14 protein-coding genes and 1 pseudogene are annotated in these 16148 nt (G+C 63.8%); 12 read left to right on the forward strand and 3 right to left on the reverse strand.

The window, feature by feature from the left end:
* Window positions 1–110: 110 nt before the first annotated feature.
* Both LJE63_13435 and LJE63_13440 read left to right on the forward strand, forming a co-directional pair.
* A complete protein-coding gene (locus LJE63_13435) occupies window positions 111–299 on the forward strand; it encodes a 4Fe-4S binding protein (protein MCG6907610.1) in 189 nt (62 codons plus the stop codon).
* A 115-nt stretch (window positions 300–414) separates the two neighbouring features.
* A complete protein-coding gene (locus LJE63_13440) occupies window positions 415–972 on the forward strand; it encodes a methylated-DNA--[protein]-cysteine S-methyltransferase (GenBank protein MCG6907611.1) in 558 nt (185 codons plus the stop codon).
* Window positions 973–1055: 83 nt separating this feature from the next.
* On the opposite strand, the gene LJE63_13445 is transcribed toward LJE63_13440, so the two are convergent.
* Together LJE63_13445 and LJE63_13450 are read right to left on the reverse strand one after the other, a co-directional pair.
* The gene (locus LJE63_13445; protein ID MCG6907612.1) at window positions 1056–1901 is read right to left on the reverse strand and encodes an HDOD domain-containing protein; all 846 of its coding nucleotides are present in this window, start codon (window positions 1899–1901) and stop codon (window positions 1056–1058) included.
* Window positions 1902–1976: 75 nt separating this feature from the next.
* Window positions 1977–2078, reverse strand: a pseudogene (locus LJE63_13450) (zinc-ribbon domain-containing protein).
* Window positions 2079–2280: 202 nt separating this feature from the next.
* Between LJE63_13450 and LJE63_13455 the strand changes: the two are divergent.
* The 5 genes from LJE63_13455 to LJE63_13475 all read left to right on the forward strand — a co-directional run bounded on the left by LJE63_13455 (window position 2281) and on the right by LJE63_13475 (window position 7939).
* Window positions 2281–2613: a hypothetical protein gene (locus LJE63_13455; protein ID MCG6907613.1), complete on the forward strand. Its 333-nt coding sequence runs from the start codon at window positions 2281–2283 to the stop codon at window positions 2611–2613.
* A 114-nt stretch (window positions 2614–2727) separates the two neighbouring features.
* Entirely contained in the window at window positions 2728–3435 is a 708-nt protein-coding gene (locus LJE63_13460; GenBank protein ID MCG6907614.1) for a 1-acyl-sn-glycerol-3-phosphate acyltransferase, read from the forward strand.
* Between the two features lie 12 nt (window positions 3436–3447).
* Entirely contained in the window at window positions 3448–5097 is a 1650-nt protein-coding gene (locus LJE63_13465; protein ID MCG6907615.1) for a ribonuclease J, read from the forward strand.
* 75 nt (window positions 5098–5172) lie between these two features.
* On the forward strand, window positions 5173–7335 hold the full coding sequence (locus LJE63_13470; protein MCG6907616.1) for a DNA translocase FtsK 4TM domain-containing protein: 2163 nt from the start codon (window positions 5173–5175) through the stop codon (window positions 7333–7335).
* Window positions 7319–7939, forward strand: coding sequence for a class I SAM-dependent methyltransferase (locus LJE63_13475; protein MCG6907617.1), 621 nt, complete (start codon window positions 7319–7321; stop codon window positions 7937–7939). The genes LJE63_13470 and LJE63_13475 overlap by 17 nt, the downstream gene beginning before the upstream one ends.
* A gap of 22 nt (window positions 7940–7961) precedes the next feature.
* Here LJE63_13475 and LJE63_13480 read toward each other — a convergent pair whose 3' ends face one another.
* Entirely contained in the window at window positions 7962–8429 is a 468-nt protein-coding gene (locus tag LJE63_13480) for a glycine zipper 2TM domain-containing protein (protein ID MCG6907618.1), read from the reverse strand.
* A 459-nt stretch (window positions 8430–8888) separates the two neighbouring features.
* Between LJE63_13480 and LJE63_13485 the strand changes: the two genes are divergently transcribed.
* The 5 genes from LJE63_13485 to LJE63_13505 all read left to right on the forward strand — a co-directional run.
* Window positions 8889–10082 (forward strand): alpha/beta fold hydrolase, encoded by a 1194-nt coding sequence (locus LJE63_13485; GenBank protein MCG6907619.1) that lies wholly within the window; start codon window positions 8889–8891, stop codon window positions 10080–10082.
* 11 nt (window positions 10083–10093) lie between these two features.
* Window positions 10094–11602, forward strand: a complete 1509-nt coding sequence (locus tag LJE63_13490) for an alpha/beta fold hydrolase (GenBank protein MCG6907620.1) — start codon at window positions 10094–10096, stop codon at window positions 11600–11602.
* Window positions 11603–11791: 189 nt separating this feature from the next.
* On the forward strand, window positions 11792–12280 hold the full coding sequence (locus LJE63_13495) for a DUF1269 domain-containing protein (protein ID MCG6907621.1): 489 nt from the start codon (window positions 11792–11794) through the stop codon (window positions 12278–12280).
* 253 nt (window positions 12281–12533) lie between these two features.
* Window positions 12534–13154 carry a DUF3611 family protein gene (locus tag LJE63_13500; GenBank protein MCG6907622.1) on the forward strand — a complete coding sequence of 207 codons (621 nt, stop codon included), beginning with the start codon at window positions 12534–12536 and terminating at the stop codon, window positions 13152–13154.
* A 2077-nt stretch (window positions 13155–15231) separates the two neighbouring features.
* On the forward strand, window positions 15232–16148 hold a 917-nt coding region (locus LJE63_13505; protein ID MCG6907623.1), incomplete at its 3' end, for a sigma 54-interacting transcriptional regulator.

Here is a 16148-nt window from a genome sequence, read left to right on the forward strand (position 1 = left end):
CGCTTTTTTCGGTGAAAGCTTGACTCCCCCTATGAATTGGTATAAGGACTTTTTTCTGCCAGCAAATGGCGGAAGCCCGCCATTAATTTACCCAGAAAGGAGGCTCACCAATGGCTTTTGTTCCCACTGTGGACGAAGAAAAGTGCGAAGGCTGCGAAGAGTGCGTGGATGTCTGCCCGGTCGAAGTGTTTGAAATGGTCGACGGCAAGTCCAGCCCGGTCAACGCCGAAGAATGCCTTGGCTGCGAAAGCTGCGTGGAAGTTTGCGAACCCGGCGCCATCACCGTCGAGGAAATCTGATCAGCCGGCAGGTTTGAACCTCCCCGGATCCGCTCCGGGGAGGTTGTTTTTTTGCGCCCCACCCAGCGCCCCCGCCCCAAAGCGTTCGCTTTCCCGGACCCGACAGGTGCCGACGATGAAACCGCCCCCAGACCATCAGCACGTCATCGCCCACACCCCGCTGGGGTTTGCGGCCGTGATCTACCGCGACCAGCCTTTCGGCGTGGTGGAAATCCTGCTGCCCCAGCCCGGCGACGACCTGCGGGCCCGGCTGCAGGCGGCAGGTGCCCCGGAGGCCGGCCGGCACCCGGACGCCCTGGCCCTGGCGCAGGCCATCCAGGACTATTTCGAGGGCCGACCGCCGGCCCCCGCCTGGCCCCACTGGGAGTGGCTGGACCTCAGCGGGCTGACCCCCCTGCAGCAGGCCACCCTCAAGGCCACCGTGGGCATCCCCTACGGCCAGACGCGGACCTACCGTGAGGTGGCGCAGGCAGCGGGCAACCCCAGGGCCGCGCGCGCGGCCGGCACCGCCCTCGCCAAAAACCCCTACCCCATTCTGATTCCCTGCCACCGGGTGATCCGCAGCGACGGGTCGTGCGGCAGTTTCGGCGGCGGCACCCCCCTCAAGCAGGCCATGCTAGCCCTCGAGCGCCAGGGTCAAAACACAGGCGCCGCACCTCCCCCCAGCCGCTGAACCACCCCCCGGCCGCAAACGCCAAACGCCCGTGCGGCAGGCAAACTGCCGGACGGGCGTCTGAATTTGGCGGCGGCCAGTACTCAGGCGATTTGGGCGGTGATTTTCTGCACGGCGTCCCGCACGGTTTGCGCCAATTCGGCTAGCCCCTGGGGTTGGAGTCCCAGGTGTTCCAGCGACCCGGCCGCGGCCTGGAAGCAGAAGGGGTCGATCTCGTCCGGACCGTCGGTCATGTGGGCAATCAGGTCCGCCACTTCCAGAATGTAGGCCAGATCCTCGCCCCCGGCGCCGCATGGGTTGTGGTGAAACCCCACCCCGACGGCCTGAATCTCCGGGATCTGCCACTGCTTGCAGAGTTCGGCGGCGAGTTCCGCGTGGTCGAAGCCGAAGAGTTTGCGCTCGGCCTGGAAGCAGCTGCCCCCGACCGCCGCCAGGAGCGCATCGAAATCGGCCTTGCGCTCCTGGACGTGGGGGTCCAGGATGATTTTGCCGGCGTCGTGGAACAGGCCGGCGGTGAAGGCATGCTCCTGCAGGCCGCCGCTGCGGCCGGCGGCGATGGTCTTTGAGCCCACCGCCACGGCCAGCGAATGGCGCCACAGCCCGCCGGCATCGATGCCGTAGCCGGTCAGCCCACTGCCCAGAAAACTCGTGCTGCCCGCCAGGGTGATGACCTCCTCGAGGGTTTTAAACCCCAGGACCACCGAGGCGTGCTGAATCGAGGAGACCATGCCGCTGAGGCCGTAGTAGGCCGAATTGGCCATTTTGAGCACCCGCCCGGCCAGGGCCTGATCGGTCTCCAGCACGGCGGCGATATCGTTGAAGCTGGTTTTGGGGTTGGCCATGACCTCCCGGGCCTTCATGACCACCTGGAACATGGACGGCAGGTCGCTCTGTTTCTTGAGAATCCGCTCTTTGAGGGCCGTTGACATGCAGGCATCCAGGCCCGCCCCGTCGGCCGCCTCCGGGTCGACATCAGCGCAGGGCCGCAAATCCAGGCGGACTTTTGCCTTGCAGGCCGGGCAGGGAAATGCGATGATTTTTCCTTTTGGCAGACGATCCTCGGGGATGTTATACGTTTGGGAACAGGAAGGGCATTGGACTTTCATGTCTTCTCACTTGCTTCTAGCGCGCTGCCGCGCCGTCGGGTTGGCGTGCGGCCGGTCGCCCGGAGGTGCCGGCCGCGTGATTCAAGCTAACCCATCGTCCGGCCCAACCGCAAACTTGAGCGTTCCCCGGCCCACCGGGAACCCCTTCCGGCAAACAATCGACTTGCCTGCCGCGACAAACTGTGATAGCTGAAATTAACCAATGAAACAGTATGTTATCGACGAACTTCGACCCCAGGACCACCAGCGTCTGAAAGACTATCTGGACCAGAATCTGGAAGCCGCCAATCTGCCCGGGGTCTACTGGCTGCCGCTGGACGAGCGGGTCTGCAGCGACCTGCAGGCACGTCACACGGATTGCCGGCCCCATTTTTTGACGCTGACCCTCGAAGCCGACCACCTGGCCTGCGAGCTGCTCGTCCGCACGCGCCGCAAGCTGCGTTGCGAGTGCATGGGCTTCGCCACCGAAGCCCAGCGCAACTGGCTGATTCGCTACATCGACGCCGTTTTCGACCATCTGGGGCTGGTGGCCTGAAACCAGACCCGACCCCGGCCGCGGCCTTTCGAAACAGCCCTGCCGGAGTTTCGGAACAACCGCCGGCGCGGCGCCGCGGCTTGCCGCCAAGCCCACCAACCCGGGGATATCTCCATGCTGCAGACGATTGCAATTGCGCTTTGGACGGTTTTTGTCACGGTTATTTTCAGTTACCTGTCCATTCTGCTCTCCCTGGTGGGGACCAGCGGGAACCTTTCCCACCTCTCGGCCCGCCTCTGGGGCCGCTCGATTCTGGCCGCCAGCGGCATTCGGGTCCGGGTCACGGGCATGGAGAGAATCGACCCGGCGAAATCCTATATCTTCATGTCCAATCACCAGAGCAATTTCGACATCCCCGTCCTGCTGGCGTACCTCAAAGTTCAGTTCCGCTGGCTGGCCAAGGAGGAGCTCTTCAAAATTCCTTTTTTCGGCTACGCCATGCAGCGCGTGGGATACATCAGCATCAACCGCTCGGACCGCCGCTCGGCCTTTCTAAGCCTCAAGCGAGCCGCCCAGATCATCCGCGGCGGCGTGTCGGTCCTGATCTTTCCTGAGGGCACGCGCAGCTTGGACGGCCAGATCCGGCCGTTCAAGAAGGGCGGCTTCATCCTGGCCCTTGATGCCGGGGTCCCCATCGTGCCGGTGGTGATCCGCGGCACCCGCTCGATCATGCCCAAAGAGCGCCTGCGGATACGGCCCGGCCGGGTGAGTCTTGAAATCCTGGCCCCCATCGACACCACCGCTTACACGCGCAAGTCCAAGGAGGACCTGATCGCGGCGGTCCGCCGGGCCATTTGCGAGGGCTTTTATGGGAAGGGGTAGGAAGCGACCGGCATGCTGAAAATTATTCCACTGGGCGGGTTGGGCGAAATCGGGCTCAACATGATGGTCTTTGAATACGGCGAGACGATGGTGATCGTCGATGCGGGCCTGATGTTCCCCGAGGACTACATGCTCGGGGTGGACATCGTGATCCCCGACCTGGACTTCATCCGCCGCAACGCCGCCAAAGTCTGCGGCATCGTCCTGACCCACGGCCATGAGGACCACATCGGGGCGCTGCCCTACCTGCTGCGCGAGGTCAACGTCCCGATTTACGGCACCCCCTTCACCTTGGGGCTGGTGCGCCACAAGCTGCAAGAGCGCGACATGCTGCAGGCCGCCCGCCTGCAGGCCATCTCCAGCGCGGCGCCGCTGCGGCTGGGGGCCTTCGAGCTCGAATTCATCGACGTCTGCCACAGCGTCGTGGGGGGGGTCGGGGTGGCCTTCCGCACGCCCCTGGGGATCGTGATCCACACCGGCGATTTCAAAATCGGCCACGACGCCGTCGGCGGCATGCGCACCGACCTCAACAAGTTCGCCTGCCTGGGCCAGGAAGGGGTGCTGGCGCTGCTCTCGGACTCCACCAACGTGGAAAAGGAGGGCTACACGATCTCCGACCGCGAGATCGGCGAGACCCTGACCAGAATCATCACCGCCGGCAGCGGCCGCACCATCGTGGTGCTCTTCGCCTCCAGCATCGGACGGATCCAGCAGGTGATCGACATCGCCCGGCAGCGCGGCAGCAAGGTGGTCATCGACGGTCGAAGCATCGAGATCAGCGTCGGCATCGCCCGGCAGCTGGGCTACCTGAGCCTGCCGCCGGAGATGACCATCGGCGTCGAGGAACTCGCCGAGCACCCCGACAACGAGATCATCATCATCACCACCGGCAGCCAGGGCGAGCCGATGTCCGCCCTGGCGCGGATGGCCACCGGCAGCCACAAGCACATCCGGATCAAAAACGGCGACACGGTCATTCTGTCCTCCAAATTCATCCCGGGCAACGAGAAGGCCATCGCCGGCATGATCAACCAGCTGTACCGCCGGGGGGCGGATGTCATCTACGAAAAGATCTCGATGATCCACGTTTCGGGCCACGCCTTTCAGGAGGAGCTCAAGCTGATGATCAGCCTGACCCGCCCGCGCTACTTCATTCCGATCCACGGCGAGTACCGGCACCTGGTTCTCCACTCCCGGCTGGCCCAGCAGGTCGGGATCCCCAGGGAGCGCGTGCTGCTGGCCGAAAACGGCCAGACCGTCGGCTTCGACGCGGACGGCGGCCGCATCCTGGGCGAGGTCGACACCGGCCGGGTCCTGATCGACGGCAAGGGGGTCGGGGACGTGGGCCGCAGCGTGCTCAAGCAGCGCCGGGTTCTGTCCGAGGAGGGGTTGGTGGTGGTCAACATGGCCTTTGACGAGGAAACCGGGATCATCGTCTACGGGCCGGAAATCGTCTCCCGCGGGTTTGTCTTCGAAACCGCCACCGGCCACCTGCTGGAGGACGCCAAGTGCGTCATCCTCGAAATCGTAGACGAGATCAGCCCGGAGACCCCCAACCGCCTGGCCACCATCCGCGCCATGGTGCAGACCGCCCTGCGGCAGTACTTCACCTTCGCCATCAAGCGCCGGCCGGTGATACTGCCGTTCATCTTAGAGATTTAGACCCCGGCCGAGACTGGAAGACGCTTACCCGTGGCACGAGCAGACGTCAAAAAAACCGCCCCAGCACCCAGCCTGATGCGCAAGGAAATCATCGGGATTTTCCTCTTTTTCCTGGTCATCCTGACCCTCACCAGCCTGCTATCTTACAGCCCCGACGACCCCTCGATCCACAACGCCCGCGCCGAAGGCGAGATCCTCAACCTCTTCGGCCTGGTGGGCGCCCACCTGGCCGGCCTGCTGGTGGGCCTCTTCGGTCTGGGCGCCTTCTGGCTGCCGCTGCTGTTGCTCTTTTCCAGCCTGCACTTCTTCGGCAGCCGGCCCGCCCGCACCCTGGCCGGGGTGTTGATCGGCGGCCTGCTGCTGGTGGTCACCAGCGGCAGCCTGATGGCCCTGCAGCAGGACCACTACGAGGTCTTCGGCAGCCGCTTCTCCGCCGGCGGCATTCTCGGCATTCCGCTGAAGTCTTTGCTGGTGCGCTACGCCAATGCCACCGGCGCGGCCGTCATCCTGGCACTGCTGTGGCTGGTGGGTTTCATCATGGCCACCGGGTTCTCGCTCCTGGCCTTCGCCGGACGGGCCTGGCAACTAGCGCTGCGCTGCGGCGAGGGCCTGAGCCAGCTGCGGCTGCAGTGGCAGGTCCGCCGGGAGGAGCGGCAGCGCCGCCGGGCGGGCAACCGGCGCCGGCCGGTGGTCCAGAAAGCGGCGCCGATCGAGATCAAGGCCCCCCCGCCGCCGCCCCCCAAGAGCCTGCCGGCCCCCCAGCAGGAGGAATTCGCGTTCATGCACCAGGAGGGCGATTTCCGCCTGCCGGCGCTCGCCTTTCTGGAGGACCCGCCCGAGCGCTCGGCCAAGGTCAACTCCGACAACCTGCGGGCCCAATCCCAGTTGATCGAGAAGAAACTCGAGGATTTCGGGGTCAACGGCAAGGTGGTGGCGGTCACCCCCGGACCGGTGATCACCACCTATGAGTACGAGCCCGCGCCGGGGGTCAAGATCAATAAGATCGTCAACCTCTCCGACGACCTGGCCCTGGCCCTGCGGGCCCTCAGCATCCGGACGGTGGCCATTCCGGGGAAATCCGTGATCGGGATCGAGGTCCCCAACGAGGACCGCGAGATGGTCTGCTTCAAGGAGGTCGTCGGCTCCCGGGTGTTCGAAAAGTCGCGCTCCAAACTGCCCCTCTGCCTGGGCAAGGACATCGTCGGCAACCCGGTGGTGACGGACCTCGAGAAGATGCCGCACCTCTTGATCGCCGGCGCCACCGGGGCCGGCAAAAGCGTGGCCCTCAACGCCATGATCTGCAGCTTCCTCTACCGCTCGACCCCCGAGGACATCCGCCTGATCATGGTGGACCCCAAGCGCATCGAGCTCTCCCTCTACGACGGCATCCCCCACCTGATCACCCCGGTGGTCACCGATGTCAGCAAGGCCACCAACGCCCTCTTCTGGGCGGTTCGCGAGATGGAGCACCGCTACGAGCTGCTGTCGCGCTTTCAGGCCAAAAACATCCACCAGTACAACCAGAAAATCGAAAAGGAGCCGCCGCCGGAAGCCGACGCGGACCAGGCGCCGCCCCCGACCAGGCTGCCGCTGATCGTGATCATCATCGACGAGTTGGCCGACCTGATGATGGTGGCCTCGCGGGACGTGGAGGTGGCCCTGACCCGCCTCGCCCAAATGGCCCGGGCCGCCGGCATCCACCTGATTCTCGCCACCCAGCGCCCGTCGGTGGATGTCCTCACCGGGATCATCAAGGCCAACTTTCCCACCCGCCTGACCTTTCAGGTGTCATCGAAAATCGATTCGCGCACCATCATCGACACCAACGGCGCGGAAAACCTGCTGGGCAACGGCGACATGCTCTTCATGCCGCCGGGCACCGCCAAGCTCCAGCGGATTCACGGCGCCTACATCTCCGAGGCGGAGCTGGAGCGGATCACCTCGTTTTTGCGCGCCCAGCAGAAGCCCGACTACGACGCGGCCGTGGTGGAGGGCGCCGCCGAGGCCCAGAACGAGGCGGAGGCCCCCGCGGACTTCGACGAGCGCTACGACGAGGCCTTGGCCCTGGTGACCCGCACGGGGCAGGCTTCGATCTCGATGGTCCAGCGCCACTTGCGCATCGGCTACAACCGGGCGGCGCGGATCATCGAAACCATGGAAAAGGAGGGGGTGGTGGGGCCCTCGGACGGCGTCAAGCCGCGCGAGGTGCTGGCACGGGGGTATGATGAGATGCCCTGACCGTCTGGCAGCATCGGTCAAGGGGTTTCTGGATCCGCTGGAGGGGCGCCGCCTCTTCGAGCTCGCCGCGGCGGCCAGCAGGCAAGGCCCCTGCCTGGAGATCGGCAGCTACTGCGGCAAATCCACCGTCTATCTGGGCTGCGGCTGCCGCCAAAACGGGGGGGTTCTCTTCTCGGTGGATCACCACCGCGGCTCGGAGGAGCAGCAGCCCGGCGAGGCCTACTTCGACCCCGAACTCTTTGATTCCGCCAGCGGCTGCGTGGACACCTTCCCCGCCTTTCGCAGGACCCTGGCGGCGGCGGGCCTGGAGGGCACGGTGGTGCCCCTGGTCTGCCCCTCGGCCCTGGCCGCGCGGGGGTGGGCCACACCGCTTTCCCTGGTCTTCATCGACGGCGGCCACAGCTTCGAGGCGGCCCACGGCGACTACCGCGCCTGGACCGGGCATCTCATGCCGGGCGGCTATCTGCTGATCCACGACATATTTTTGGACCCCGCCGCGGGCGGCCAGGCACCGCGCGAGGTCTACGCGATCGCCCGCGCCAGCGGGCGGTTCGACGCACTGCCCATGACCGGAACCCTGGGCGTGCTGCAGCGGCGCGCCTGAGGCCTCCCGGCCGCAACGGTGACTATCGGCGCACCCGGGTGGAGCCGTCGGCGCCGCGCAGCACCCGCACCGGGTCCCCGACGGCAAACGTCCGCTCCTCGGCGCCGAGCTCCTGCACCACCGAAATCATCTGGCCGTTTTCAAGCCGCACGGTGATCTCCAGGGCCGGGCTTCTGCGCGCGGCCCCCTCCGCCAATTGCCCGGCACCGGCGCCCAGCAGGGCGCCGGCCACGGCGGCCAGGGTGCTGCCGCGCCCGCTGCCGATGGTGCTGCCGACCACACCGCCGGCGACACCGCCGGCGGCGGCGCCGAACCCGCTGGGATTGTTCTCGATGGTGGCATTGGCCAGATGGGTGATGGTCCCGAAAGAAACCGACTGTGCAACCCGGGCCTGGTTGGACGAGAAGGTGCCGCCGGTTTCGGAGGCACAGCCCACGGCCAGGACAAAGTATAAAGCGGTCAGTGAGCAAACGATCCTATTTGCATTCATGTTCGACCCCTTCTTCGATTGGATGCGGGCGGTGGTCGCCTTGCGGCTGTTTCAAGAACTGACAGTCATTTAGTAACTATTTCGCTGGGAACAATCAAGTCAAATTGGGGGCCCATTCCTAACGGCGGCAGCATCCGTCGGATTAAACCCGCCCGTCACCCCACCGCCGACAACCTCAACCTCCCCTCTGCGGCCGCCTGCCGCCGACCGCAGTGCGCCCTTCGGCGCGATTTACTGACTTGACAAGTAGAGCTAAGCAATAGTATTGAGATCCATTTAAATGACCGCTGGCGGTTTTCGGCGCGTTTTTAACGATTTCCTTACATTTCCCGCCCCAAAGGCCTGGTTTGGCCAGCGCGCGGCCTCTCTTGCGACCTTTTTTTTGCCATCCGCCGCGGGGGTGGTCATCATCTAGCCCATAGACATGAAACCGCACCGTACCGGTGCGCAGGAGATACCTTGACCCACTTCAAACGCCGCCTGCTGATCGGTTTCGGGGTCTGCCTGGTGGTTTTGGCGGGGCTGGGGGTCTGGTTCTACCAAGTCTATTTTGCCTCCACGGTCAGCGCCCTGCAGCGCGCCGAGGCCTTTTTGTTTCGCCGCATGCAGGTCGCGCAGCTCAACCAGCAGGGCGAGTACCGTTTTTTTTTCGTCACCAACCGCCGTGCGGAGGGCGATGAAGGGTCGCTGGAGGAGCGCTTCGGGACCGAGCGCGAGGAGGCCCTCAAATTCGGGTTTTTTGACGTCAAGATCGAGCCCTCCCTGGGCCTGGGGATGATCATCAACCCCACCGAGTGGTTCCAGAACGAGGAGATCAAGCTCAAGGCGGTGCAAACGCTTGATCAATCGGCATTCGTCGCCCAGGTGCAACAGCTCGTTCAGGAATCCCCCTACCGCGCGCTCTTGATGGTGGTGCACGGGTTCCGCGAGGCCTTTCCCTCGGCTCTCCGCAAGACCACGTTTTTGGGCCACGTGCTGGACATCAACACGCCGGTGCTCCTCTTCGACTGGCCCGGCAACCAGGGCAGCTCACCGGCGGGCTACCGGCGGGCGCAACGGGTGGCCAAAGCCTCCGGGGCGGAGCTGGCCCGCACCCTGGAGCTGATCATTCGCGAGATCCAGCCCGAGCGGCTGTGGCTGATCGCCAACAGCATGGGGGCACAGGTGGCCGTCGACGCCTTCCGGCTGCTCTACGAGCAGGCGGACCTGGCCGATGCCGAGACCGAGATCGCCGATGTCATGCTGACCGCACCGGACGTCGACTTCGAGGAGTTCGACGCCCATTTTCAGCAGGCCCTCAAGGCCCTGGCCCGCAAAACCACGATCTACGTCTCCTCCAACGACCGGGCCCTGGTGGCCAGCCGCCTCCTCAACCGCGGCCGGCGGCGGGGGGAAAGCACCCTGAGCCCCAGCGAGCTGGAAGCGGCCGCGCGGGTGGTGGACCACGACCCGGACAGCGAGGAGGTCACCGTGGTGGATGTCACGCCGGTCAACCGCACCCGCAACTTCCACAATTTCAGCCTGGAAACGCCGGAGTTTTTCGACGACGTCTTCCTGCGTCTGACCAACACCGAAACCCCCCGCAGCCGCCTGATCTACGCGGTCCAGGCCCCCAACGGCACGATCTACTGGATCCTGACCCGCGGTCGCTAGCCGGAGAACCTATGACACGCACCGCCTGTGGGACCATACGCCTGCCGCTTCGCCTCCGATGGGGCGTGTTGATCGCCTTGGCGGGCGCCGCCGCGCTTGTCGTCCAGGGCTGCACCGGCCTGCCCTTGGAGCCCTGGCACACCGAAGCGCTGACCGCCGAATTCAGCACCCGCAAGGCCGATGAGGTTCGAACCTTCGAGGACTACCGGCGGCTGGAGGAGCGGTTGTTCGCCCAGCTGGAGAAAGAGGTCGTCGCGCAGACCCCCACCGGCCCGACCCAGGCGCTGGTACGCTACAGCCGGGGCAGCGCCGCCGACCCCCTGGGCAGCCAACCCAACTGGAACCGCAGCTTCGAACTGACAGCCGAAGCGCCTGCCGGCGGGGTCCTGCTCCTGCACGGGATGTCGGACTCCCCCTACAGCCTCAGGGCGATCGGCCAAAGCCTGAACCAGCACCATTTCTGGGTGGTCGGCCTGCGCCTGCCCGGCCACGGCACGGCCCCCTCGGGGCTGCTCAGCATCCACTGGGAGGACATGGCCGCCGCCGTCCGGCTGGGCATGGCCCACCTGGCGGCCAAGCTCGGCGAGAAGCCGATCCATATCATCGGCTATTCCACCGGCGCCACCCTTGCCCTGGACTTCGCCCTGGACGCCCTGGACGGGCGGAGCGCGCCGGTGCCGGCCAGCCTGGTGCTGATCTCCCCGGCGATCGGCCTGCACCCGGCGGCGGCGCTGGCCAAGTGGAAACGCCGGCTGGCGGTCCTGCCCGGCCTGGGCAGCCTCGCCTGGCTGGTGGTCGAGCCGGAATTCGACCCCTACAAGTACAACTCCTTTGCCACCAACGCCGGCGAACAGGTTCACCGCCTGACGCGCTCGGTCGCCCAACGCATCCAGGGCCGCGCACGGTCCCACCCGGAGAGCGTGCTGCCGCCGACCCTGGTGTTCAAATCCAACGCGGACGCCACCGTTTCGACGGACGCGGTGGTGGACCGCCTGCTGGGCCGGCTGGACCCCCATCATCACGAAATCGTGCTCTTCGACATCAACCACTGCGCCGCCAAGTCGATGCTGCTGTTCGCCGACCCGCGGGCGCTGGTCACCCGGTTGATGGGCGACGACAGCCTGCCGTTCACCGTGACCCTGGTCACCAACCAGAACCCGGAAAGCGTCGCGGTGGTCGCCCGCCGGCAGGCGCCCTTCTCCGGGGAGGCGTTTCCGGACGAGCCCCTGGACCTGGCCTGGCCGGCGGGGGTGATCTCGCTCTCCCACGTGGCACTGCCCTTTCCGCCCGACGACCCACTCTACGGCCAGCGCCCGCCGGACAACGAGGACGTTCTCTTTCTCGGCCAGATGGCCATTCAGGGCGAGCGCGGCCTGTTGAAGCTCTCTTCCGACTGGCTGCTGCGCCTCCGGCACGACCCGTTTTACGCCTACCTGGAGGAGCGCGTACTGGCGTGGCTGAGCAAGACCGGCGGCGATGGCGCCGAGAGCGCGGGCGGGGCGCGTCCGCCCCAGCCATGACCAAAAACGCGGGGCCGCCTTGCCCGGGGGGCACTTACGCCTTAGAATGAAAAAAAGCATCCGGGGGAGGCCAATCCGGGTGACCGCGGGGTTTCGGGCATCTCCCAGTGGAAGCCCGACAACAAGCCGACGGTCGTGAAATCCGCAGTTTCAGAACCCATCACAACCAACAACGAACAGGAGGTCATCATGGCGCAGCTGGTGGTAATCGAATTTCCCGACGAGGCCACCGCGTTTGAGATGCGGGCGGAACTGGCCAAGATGCAGAAAGAGTACCTCATCAAAATGGACGACGTGGTGGTGGTAACCAAGAACGAAAAGGGCAAGGTCAAGCTGCATCAGGCCGTCAACCTGACCCTGACCGGCGCCGCGGGCGGCAGCTTCTGGGGCATGCTGATCGGGCTTATATTTCTCAACCCGCTGCTGGGGGCCGCGGTGGGCGCCGGCGCCGGCGCCATCAGCGGCAAACTGACCGACATCGGCATCAGCGACAGCTTCATGAAGGAGTTCAGCGAGGCCTTCACCCCCGGGTCATCGGCCCTTTTCCTGCTCTTCCGCGAGGCCACCCAGGACAAGGTCCTGGACCGCCTGAAGAGCTTTCATGGCAAGGGCAAGGTCCTCAAGACCTCCCTCAGCACGGACGACGAAGAGATGCTGCGCAAGGTGATCGAGGGTTGAATCACCGCAGCCTCGGCTAACGCAGCCCCCAATCTGGTTTTGGCGGATGCGTAACGGGGCAACGCGATTCACAGTCAGCCTTCCTCCAGCGGCGGCCCGGCCCGAAGTGCCGAAACGCCGCTGGACTTTCGTGATTCAGCGGGAGATGGACCGCTTCCAATATGACGATGCTTGGCCGATTCAACCGTCGGCCGTGGCGTCTTCTGTATTCCACTAAATGAATCCCCAACCCTTCTTGATGAGGAACCCTATGATGCCCGAAAATGTAACTGAAAGTCTGCGGCCATCGAAAACCGATCGTGTTGCCAAGGCCTTTGCACGCTACGGCTGGGGTGGTTTTTGGTCGCTGATCCTGATGGGCGCGGTCCCCGTCATCATCATGATCTACACCTTTATTTTCTCGGACCGGCCGTCCGGCACCCACCGCTCCGGACTGCCCTTCGTGCAGTTCTTTTCCACCATGGGCCTGGCGCTCCTGGTCTTTATCACCTTTTGGTTTTACCGCTACACCCGGATTGCCATTCGCCTGGAGGCGCCGGGGGCGGAGCTCAACGAAGCCTCCCTGCGCCGGAAAGTGGGGACGGGTCTCGCGGCGACCAGCCTGGCGCTCGTCTTCTCCTTCCTGGTGGTGCTCTTTGAGGTGGGAACACTGCTCTTCTACTTCCTTTCGGCACCCCAGGCGGGGTTGCCAACCTTCCAGACCACGCTTGACGGAGTTGCCACATGGGTGTCGGCGGTGGACATGATCAACCTGCTCTCCATGATCCTGACCCTCGGCGGTGAGATATTCGCCATGATCTTCGGACTGCTGCTGCTCTACCGGATTCCGAACACGATGCCGGAGTGCGAAGGCCCCCTCGACACGCACCCCTGAGAGGCGCACGGGCCAGGCGCAGCGGCCCTCTGCGATCATTTCCGTGTCGGGTTTCTGCCGCTTCCGGGCACCCGGGCAGTCGGCCGGAGAGTGCAGCAGCGGCTTCGCAAGGAAACAACGGCCGAAAACAAGCGGAAAAGGGAGTCGTCTCATGGGGCTATCCAAGCCCCAAACGGCGACAGATACTCGAACAGGGCTGGCCGTGGCTGTTCCGGAAGCATCTTTCTATTCCATGCGCCGGAAAACCATCGAAAACGGCCTGGATTAGATCATCTTCGAGCGGACTAGTCCAAAACAGGCCGCGGTGTTCGGCGTTGAAACCCTGATCGAGCAGATCCTCCGGGTTCAAACCCGGAATCATCGGTCCTATGTGTCACATCGACGACAACGCCTACGGGAAGCGATCGGTCATGAAAAAGTAACGTTGCAGGGTTAACCTATGCTCATGACTGCACGAGCCAGAAAGATTTTTTTACCAGGCCTCTTTTTGCTGCTCAGTTGCCTGGCATTGCTCCTGGCCCAGCATGACGTTCAGGGAGCGCCTCCGCCACCGGCCAAAAAAGTCCTCTTGGTTTATGCCTATCAATCGATGCTGCCCGCCATCTTCGAGTGGGATAAGGGCATCCGCGCGGCTTTAAAAGGCACAAAGGCAAAACCCTTAGAATTCTACACGGAATTCCTGGACCTGGTAAATTTCGCCGACGATTCCTACATTCAAAGCCTTGTCAACTTATTACGGGTCAAGTATCGCCATCAAAAAATCGATCTCCTCATCCCGGTGGGAAGCTCAGCCTTTTCTTTTATAAAAGCCCATGCCAACACACTCTTTCCCGGCACCCCGATCGTCTTTTGCTATGTTCCCAAACTGCAGCTTGAGGCCCTGAAACCACCACCAAACAGCACCGGCGTGATGGGCTGGGTAGACGTGCAGGGCACCCTGGCAGCAGCCCTGAAACTCCAGCCCGGAACCCGGCGCGTGGTGCTGGTAGGGGGGGCCAGCAAAGTTGAAAGGAACTACCAGAATATCGCTCGCGAAGCTCTGCGCCCTTACGAAGGCCGGTTCGAAATCACCTTCTTGACCGATCTGCCGTTACCGGAAATTCTCAAACAGCTCGAAAACCTTCCCCCCCAAACGCTCGTCCTTTACCTCTCGGTGTTCAGCGACAGCACAGGTCAGGCCTTCGTGCCTCGGGAAGTCGCGGGGCGCGTGGCACAGGCGGCCAATGCCCCCGTTTTTGGCCTCTGGGAAAACCTGTTGGGCCAGGGGATTGTCGGCGGTCATCTCACAAGCTTCACGGAACAGGGCCGCCTGGCGGGAGAAATGGGGCGCAGGGTGCTGAACGGCGAAAAGCCGGAGAATATTCCCGCCGTTTGGGAGGAGGCCAATTTTTACGCGTTCGATTGGCGGCAGCTTGAGCGTTGGGGCCTCAAGGAGGGGGACTTGCCCGCCGGCAGCCTGGTCCGGTTTAAAGAACCTTCTTTGTGGGAAAAACACAAGCGAGAGATCGTGGGCGCCGCCACGGTAATTTCTCTGCTCTGCCTGCTTGCCGTGGGTCTCCTCATCGAACTGGTGCGGCGCCGCCGGGTGGAGCGGTCCCTGTCCCGGCGCCTGGATTTTGAGAAATTACTGGCCGAGCTGTCAGCCGAACTTGTCGCAATGGAGTCCCATGAGGTGGACCGGGCAATCATCCAGGGGCTGAAACGGCTGGGTGAGTTCCTGGGGGCCGACCGGGCCCGCATGTGGCGATTTACCGCCAACCGGGATGATCTTGTGTCCACCCACGTATGGGCCGTTCCCGGAATCGAACCAATGCCCGTAACGCCGTTGCTGGAACACTTCCCCTGGACAATGCGTCAATTGCAGCATGGCAGGCCGGTGGTCTTTTCCCGCCCCGATGAGCTGCCGCAGGAGGCGCAGGTCGATCGGCAGTCCATGGTGGCATCCGGAATCAAATCGTTCGTCGTCTTTCCCTTGGGAATGGGCAGCAATTTCATGGGGACCCTCTCCATGACTGCACTCCGCTCCCATAAAATCTGGCCTCCCGGCCTGGTGCAGGAACTTCGGCCCATTGGCGAAATGTTTGCCAACGCTTTGAGGCGCTCCCAGGCGGATATCGAATTGAAGCAGGCGGAACTAAAATACCGCGTCGTGGCCGACTTCACCTATAACTGGGAGTATTGGAAAAACCTGGACGGCAGTCTGCGCTATGTCTCGCCCTCCTGTGAGCGTATCTCAGGTTACCGGCCCGAAGAGCTCCTCAGCCGCCCGGATCTTTTACGGGAAATCATCCTGCCCGAGGACCGGGACCGCTGGGATGCCCATGACTGTGATGCCCTGGAAGACCCGGAAGTCCGGGAAGTCCAGTTTCGCATTCAGCGTGCCGACGGCGCCATCCGTTGGATTGAACATGTCTGCCAGCCCGTGACCGGCGATGCCGGGGAGTTCATCGGCATCCGGGCCGGCAACCAGGACATAACCGAGCGCAAACAGGGTGAACTGGAGATCGCGCGCTTAAAAGAGCAACTCCAGGCCGACTACCGCTATCTCCGGGAAGAAATCAAACTAACCCATGATTTTGAGCACATTATCGGCAACAGCAATGAGCTCAAATATGTCCTGCACAAGGTCGAACAAGTAGCTCCCAGTAGGACCACGGTCCTGATTCTCGGGGAGACCGGCACCGGGAAAGAATTATTCGCCCGTGCTATTCACAGCGCCAGCCCTCGCCGGGACCGGCCGCTGATCAAAGTGGATTGCGCCAGCCTTTCCCCCACCCTCATCGAAAGCGAACTCTTCGGCCATGAAAAAGGCGCCTTTACCGGGGCTCAGTCAAGGAAAATCGGCCGGTTTGAATTGGCCCACGACGCCACTATCTTCCTGGACGAAATTGGCGAACTGCCGTTGGAGCTTCAGACAAAGTTGCTGCGGGTAGTCCAGGAAGGCGAGTTCGAGCGTCTGGGCAGTTCCCAGCCCCTGAAGGTCGATGTGCGCAT

This window comes from Desulfobacteraceae bacterium (assembly GCA_022340425.1).
In the GTDB taxonomy this organism is placed as follows: Bacteria; Desulfobacterota; Desulfobacteria; order Desulfobacterales; family JAABRJ01; genus JAABRJ01.

Excerpts from the sequence above, each read along its gene's own strand:
- LJE63_13435 (MCG6907610.1), top strand. The coding sequence starts at position 111 with ATGGCTTTTGTTCCCACTGTGGACGAAGAAAAGTGCGAAGGCTGCGAA.
- LJE63_13440 (MCG6907611.1), top strand. The coding sequence starts at position 415 with ATGAAACCGCCCCCAGACCATCAGCACGTCATCGCCCACACCCCGCTG.
- LJE63_13445 (MCG6907612.1), bottom strand. The coding sequence starts at position 1,901 with ATGTCAACGGCCCTCAAAGAGCGGATTCTCAAGAAACAGAGCGACCTG.
- LJE63_13455 (MCG6907613.1), top strand. The coding sequence starts at position 2,281 with ATGAAACAGTATGTTATCGACGAACTTCGACCCCAGGACCACCAGCGT.
- LJE63_13460 (MCG6907614.1), top strand. The coding sequence starts at position 2,728 with ATGCTGCAGACGATTGCAATTGCGCTTTGGACGGTTTTTGTCACGGTT.
- LJE63_13465 (MCG6907615.1), top strand. The coding sequence starts at position 3,448 with ATGCTGAAAATTATTCCACTGGGCGGGTTGGGCGAAATCGGGCTCAAC.
- LJE63_13470 (MCG6907616.1), top strand. The coding sequence starts at position 5,173 with ATGCGCAAGGAAATCATCGGGATTTTCCTCTTTTTCCTGGTCATCCTG.
- LJE63_13475 (MCG6907617.1), top strand. The coding sequence starts at position 7,319 with ATGATGAGATGCCCTGACCGTCTGGCAGCATCGGTCAAGGGGTTTCTG.
- LJE63_13480 (MCG6907618.1), bottom strand. The coding sequence starts at position 8,429 with ATGAATGCAAATAGGATCGTTTGCTCACTGACCGCTTTATACTTTGTC.
- LJE63_13490 (MCG6907620.1), top strand. The coding sequence starts at position 10,094 with ATGACACGCACCGCCTGTGGGACCATACGCCTGCCGCTTCGCCTCCGA.
- LJE63_13495 (MCG6907621.1), top strand. The coding sequence starts at position 11,792 with ATGGCGCAGCTGGTGGTAATCGAATTTCCCGACGAGGCCACCGCGTTT.
- LJE63_13500 (MCG6907622.1), top strand. The coding sequence starts at position 12,534 with ATGCCCGAAAATGTAACTGAAAGTCTGCGGCCATCGAAAACCGATCGT.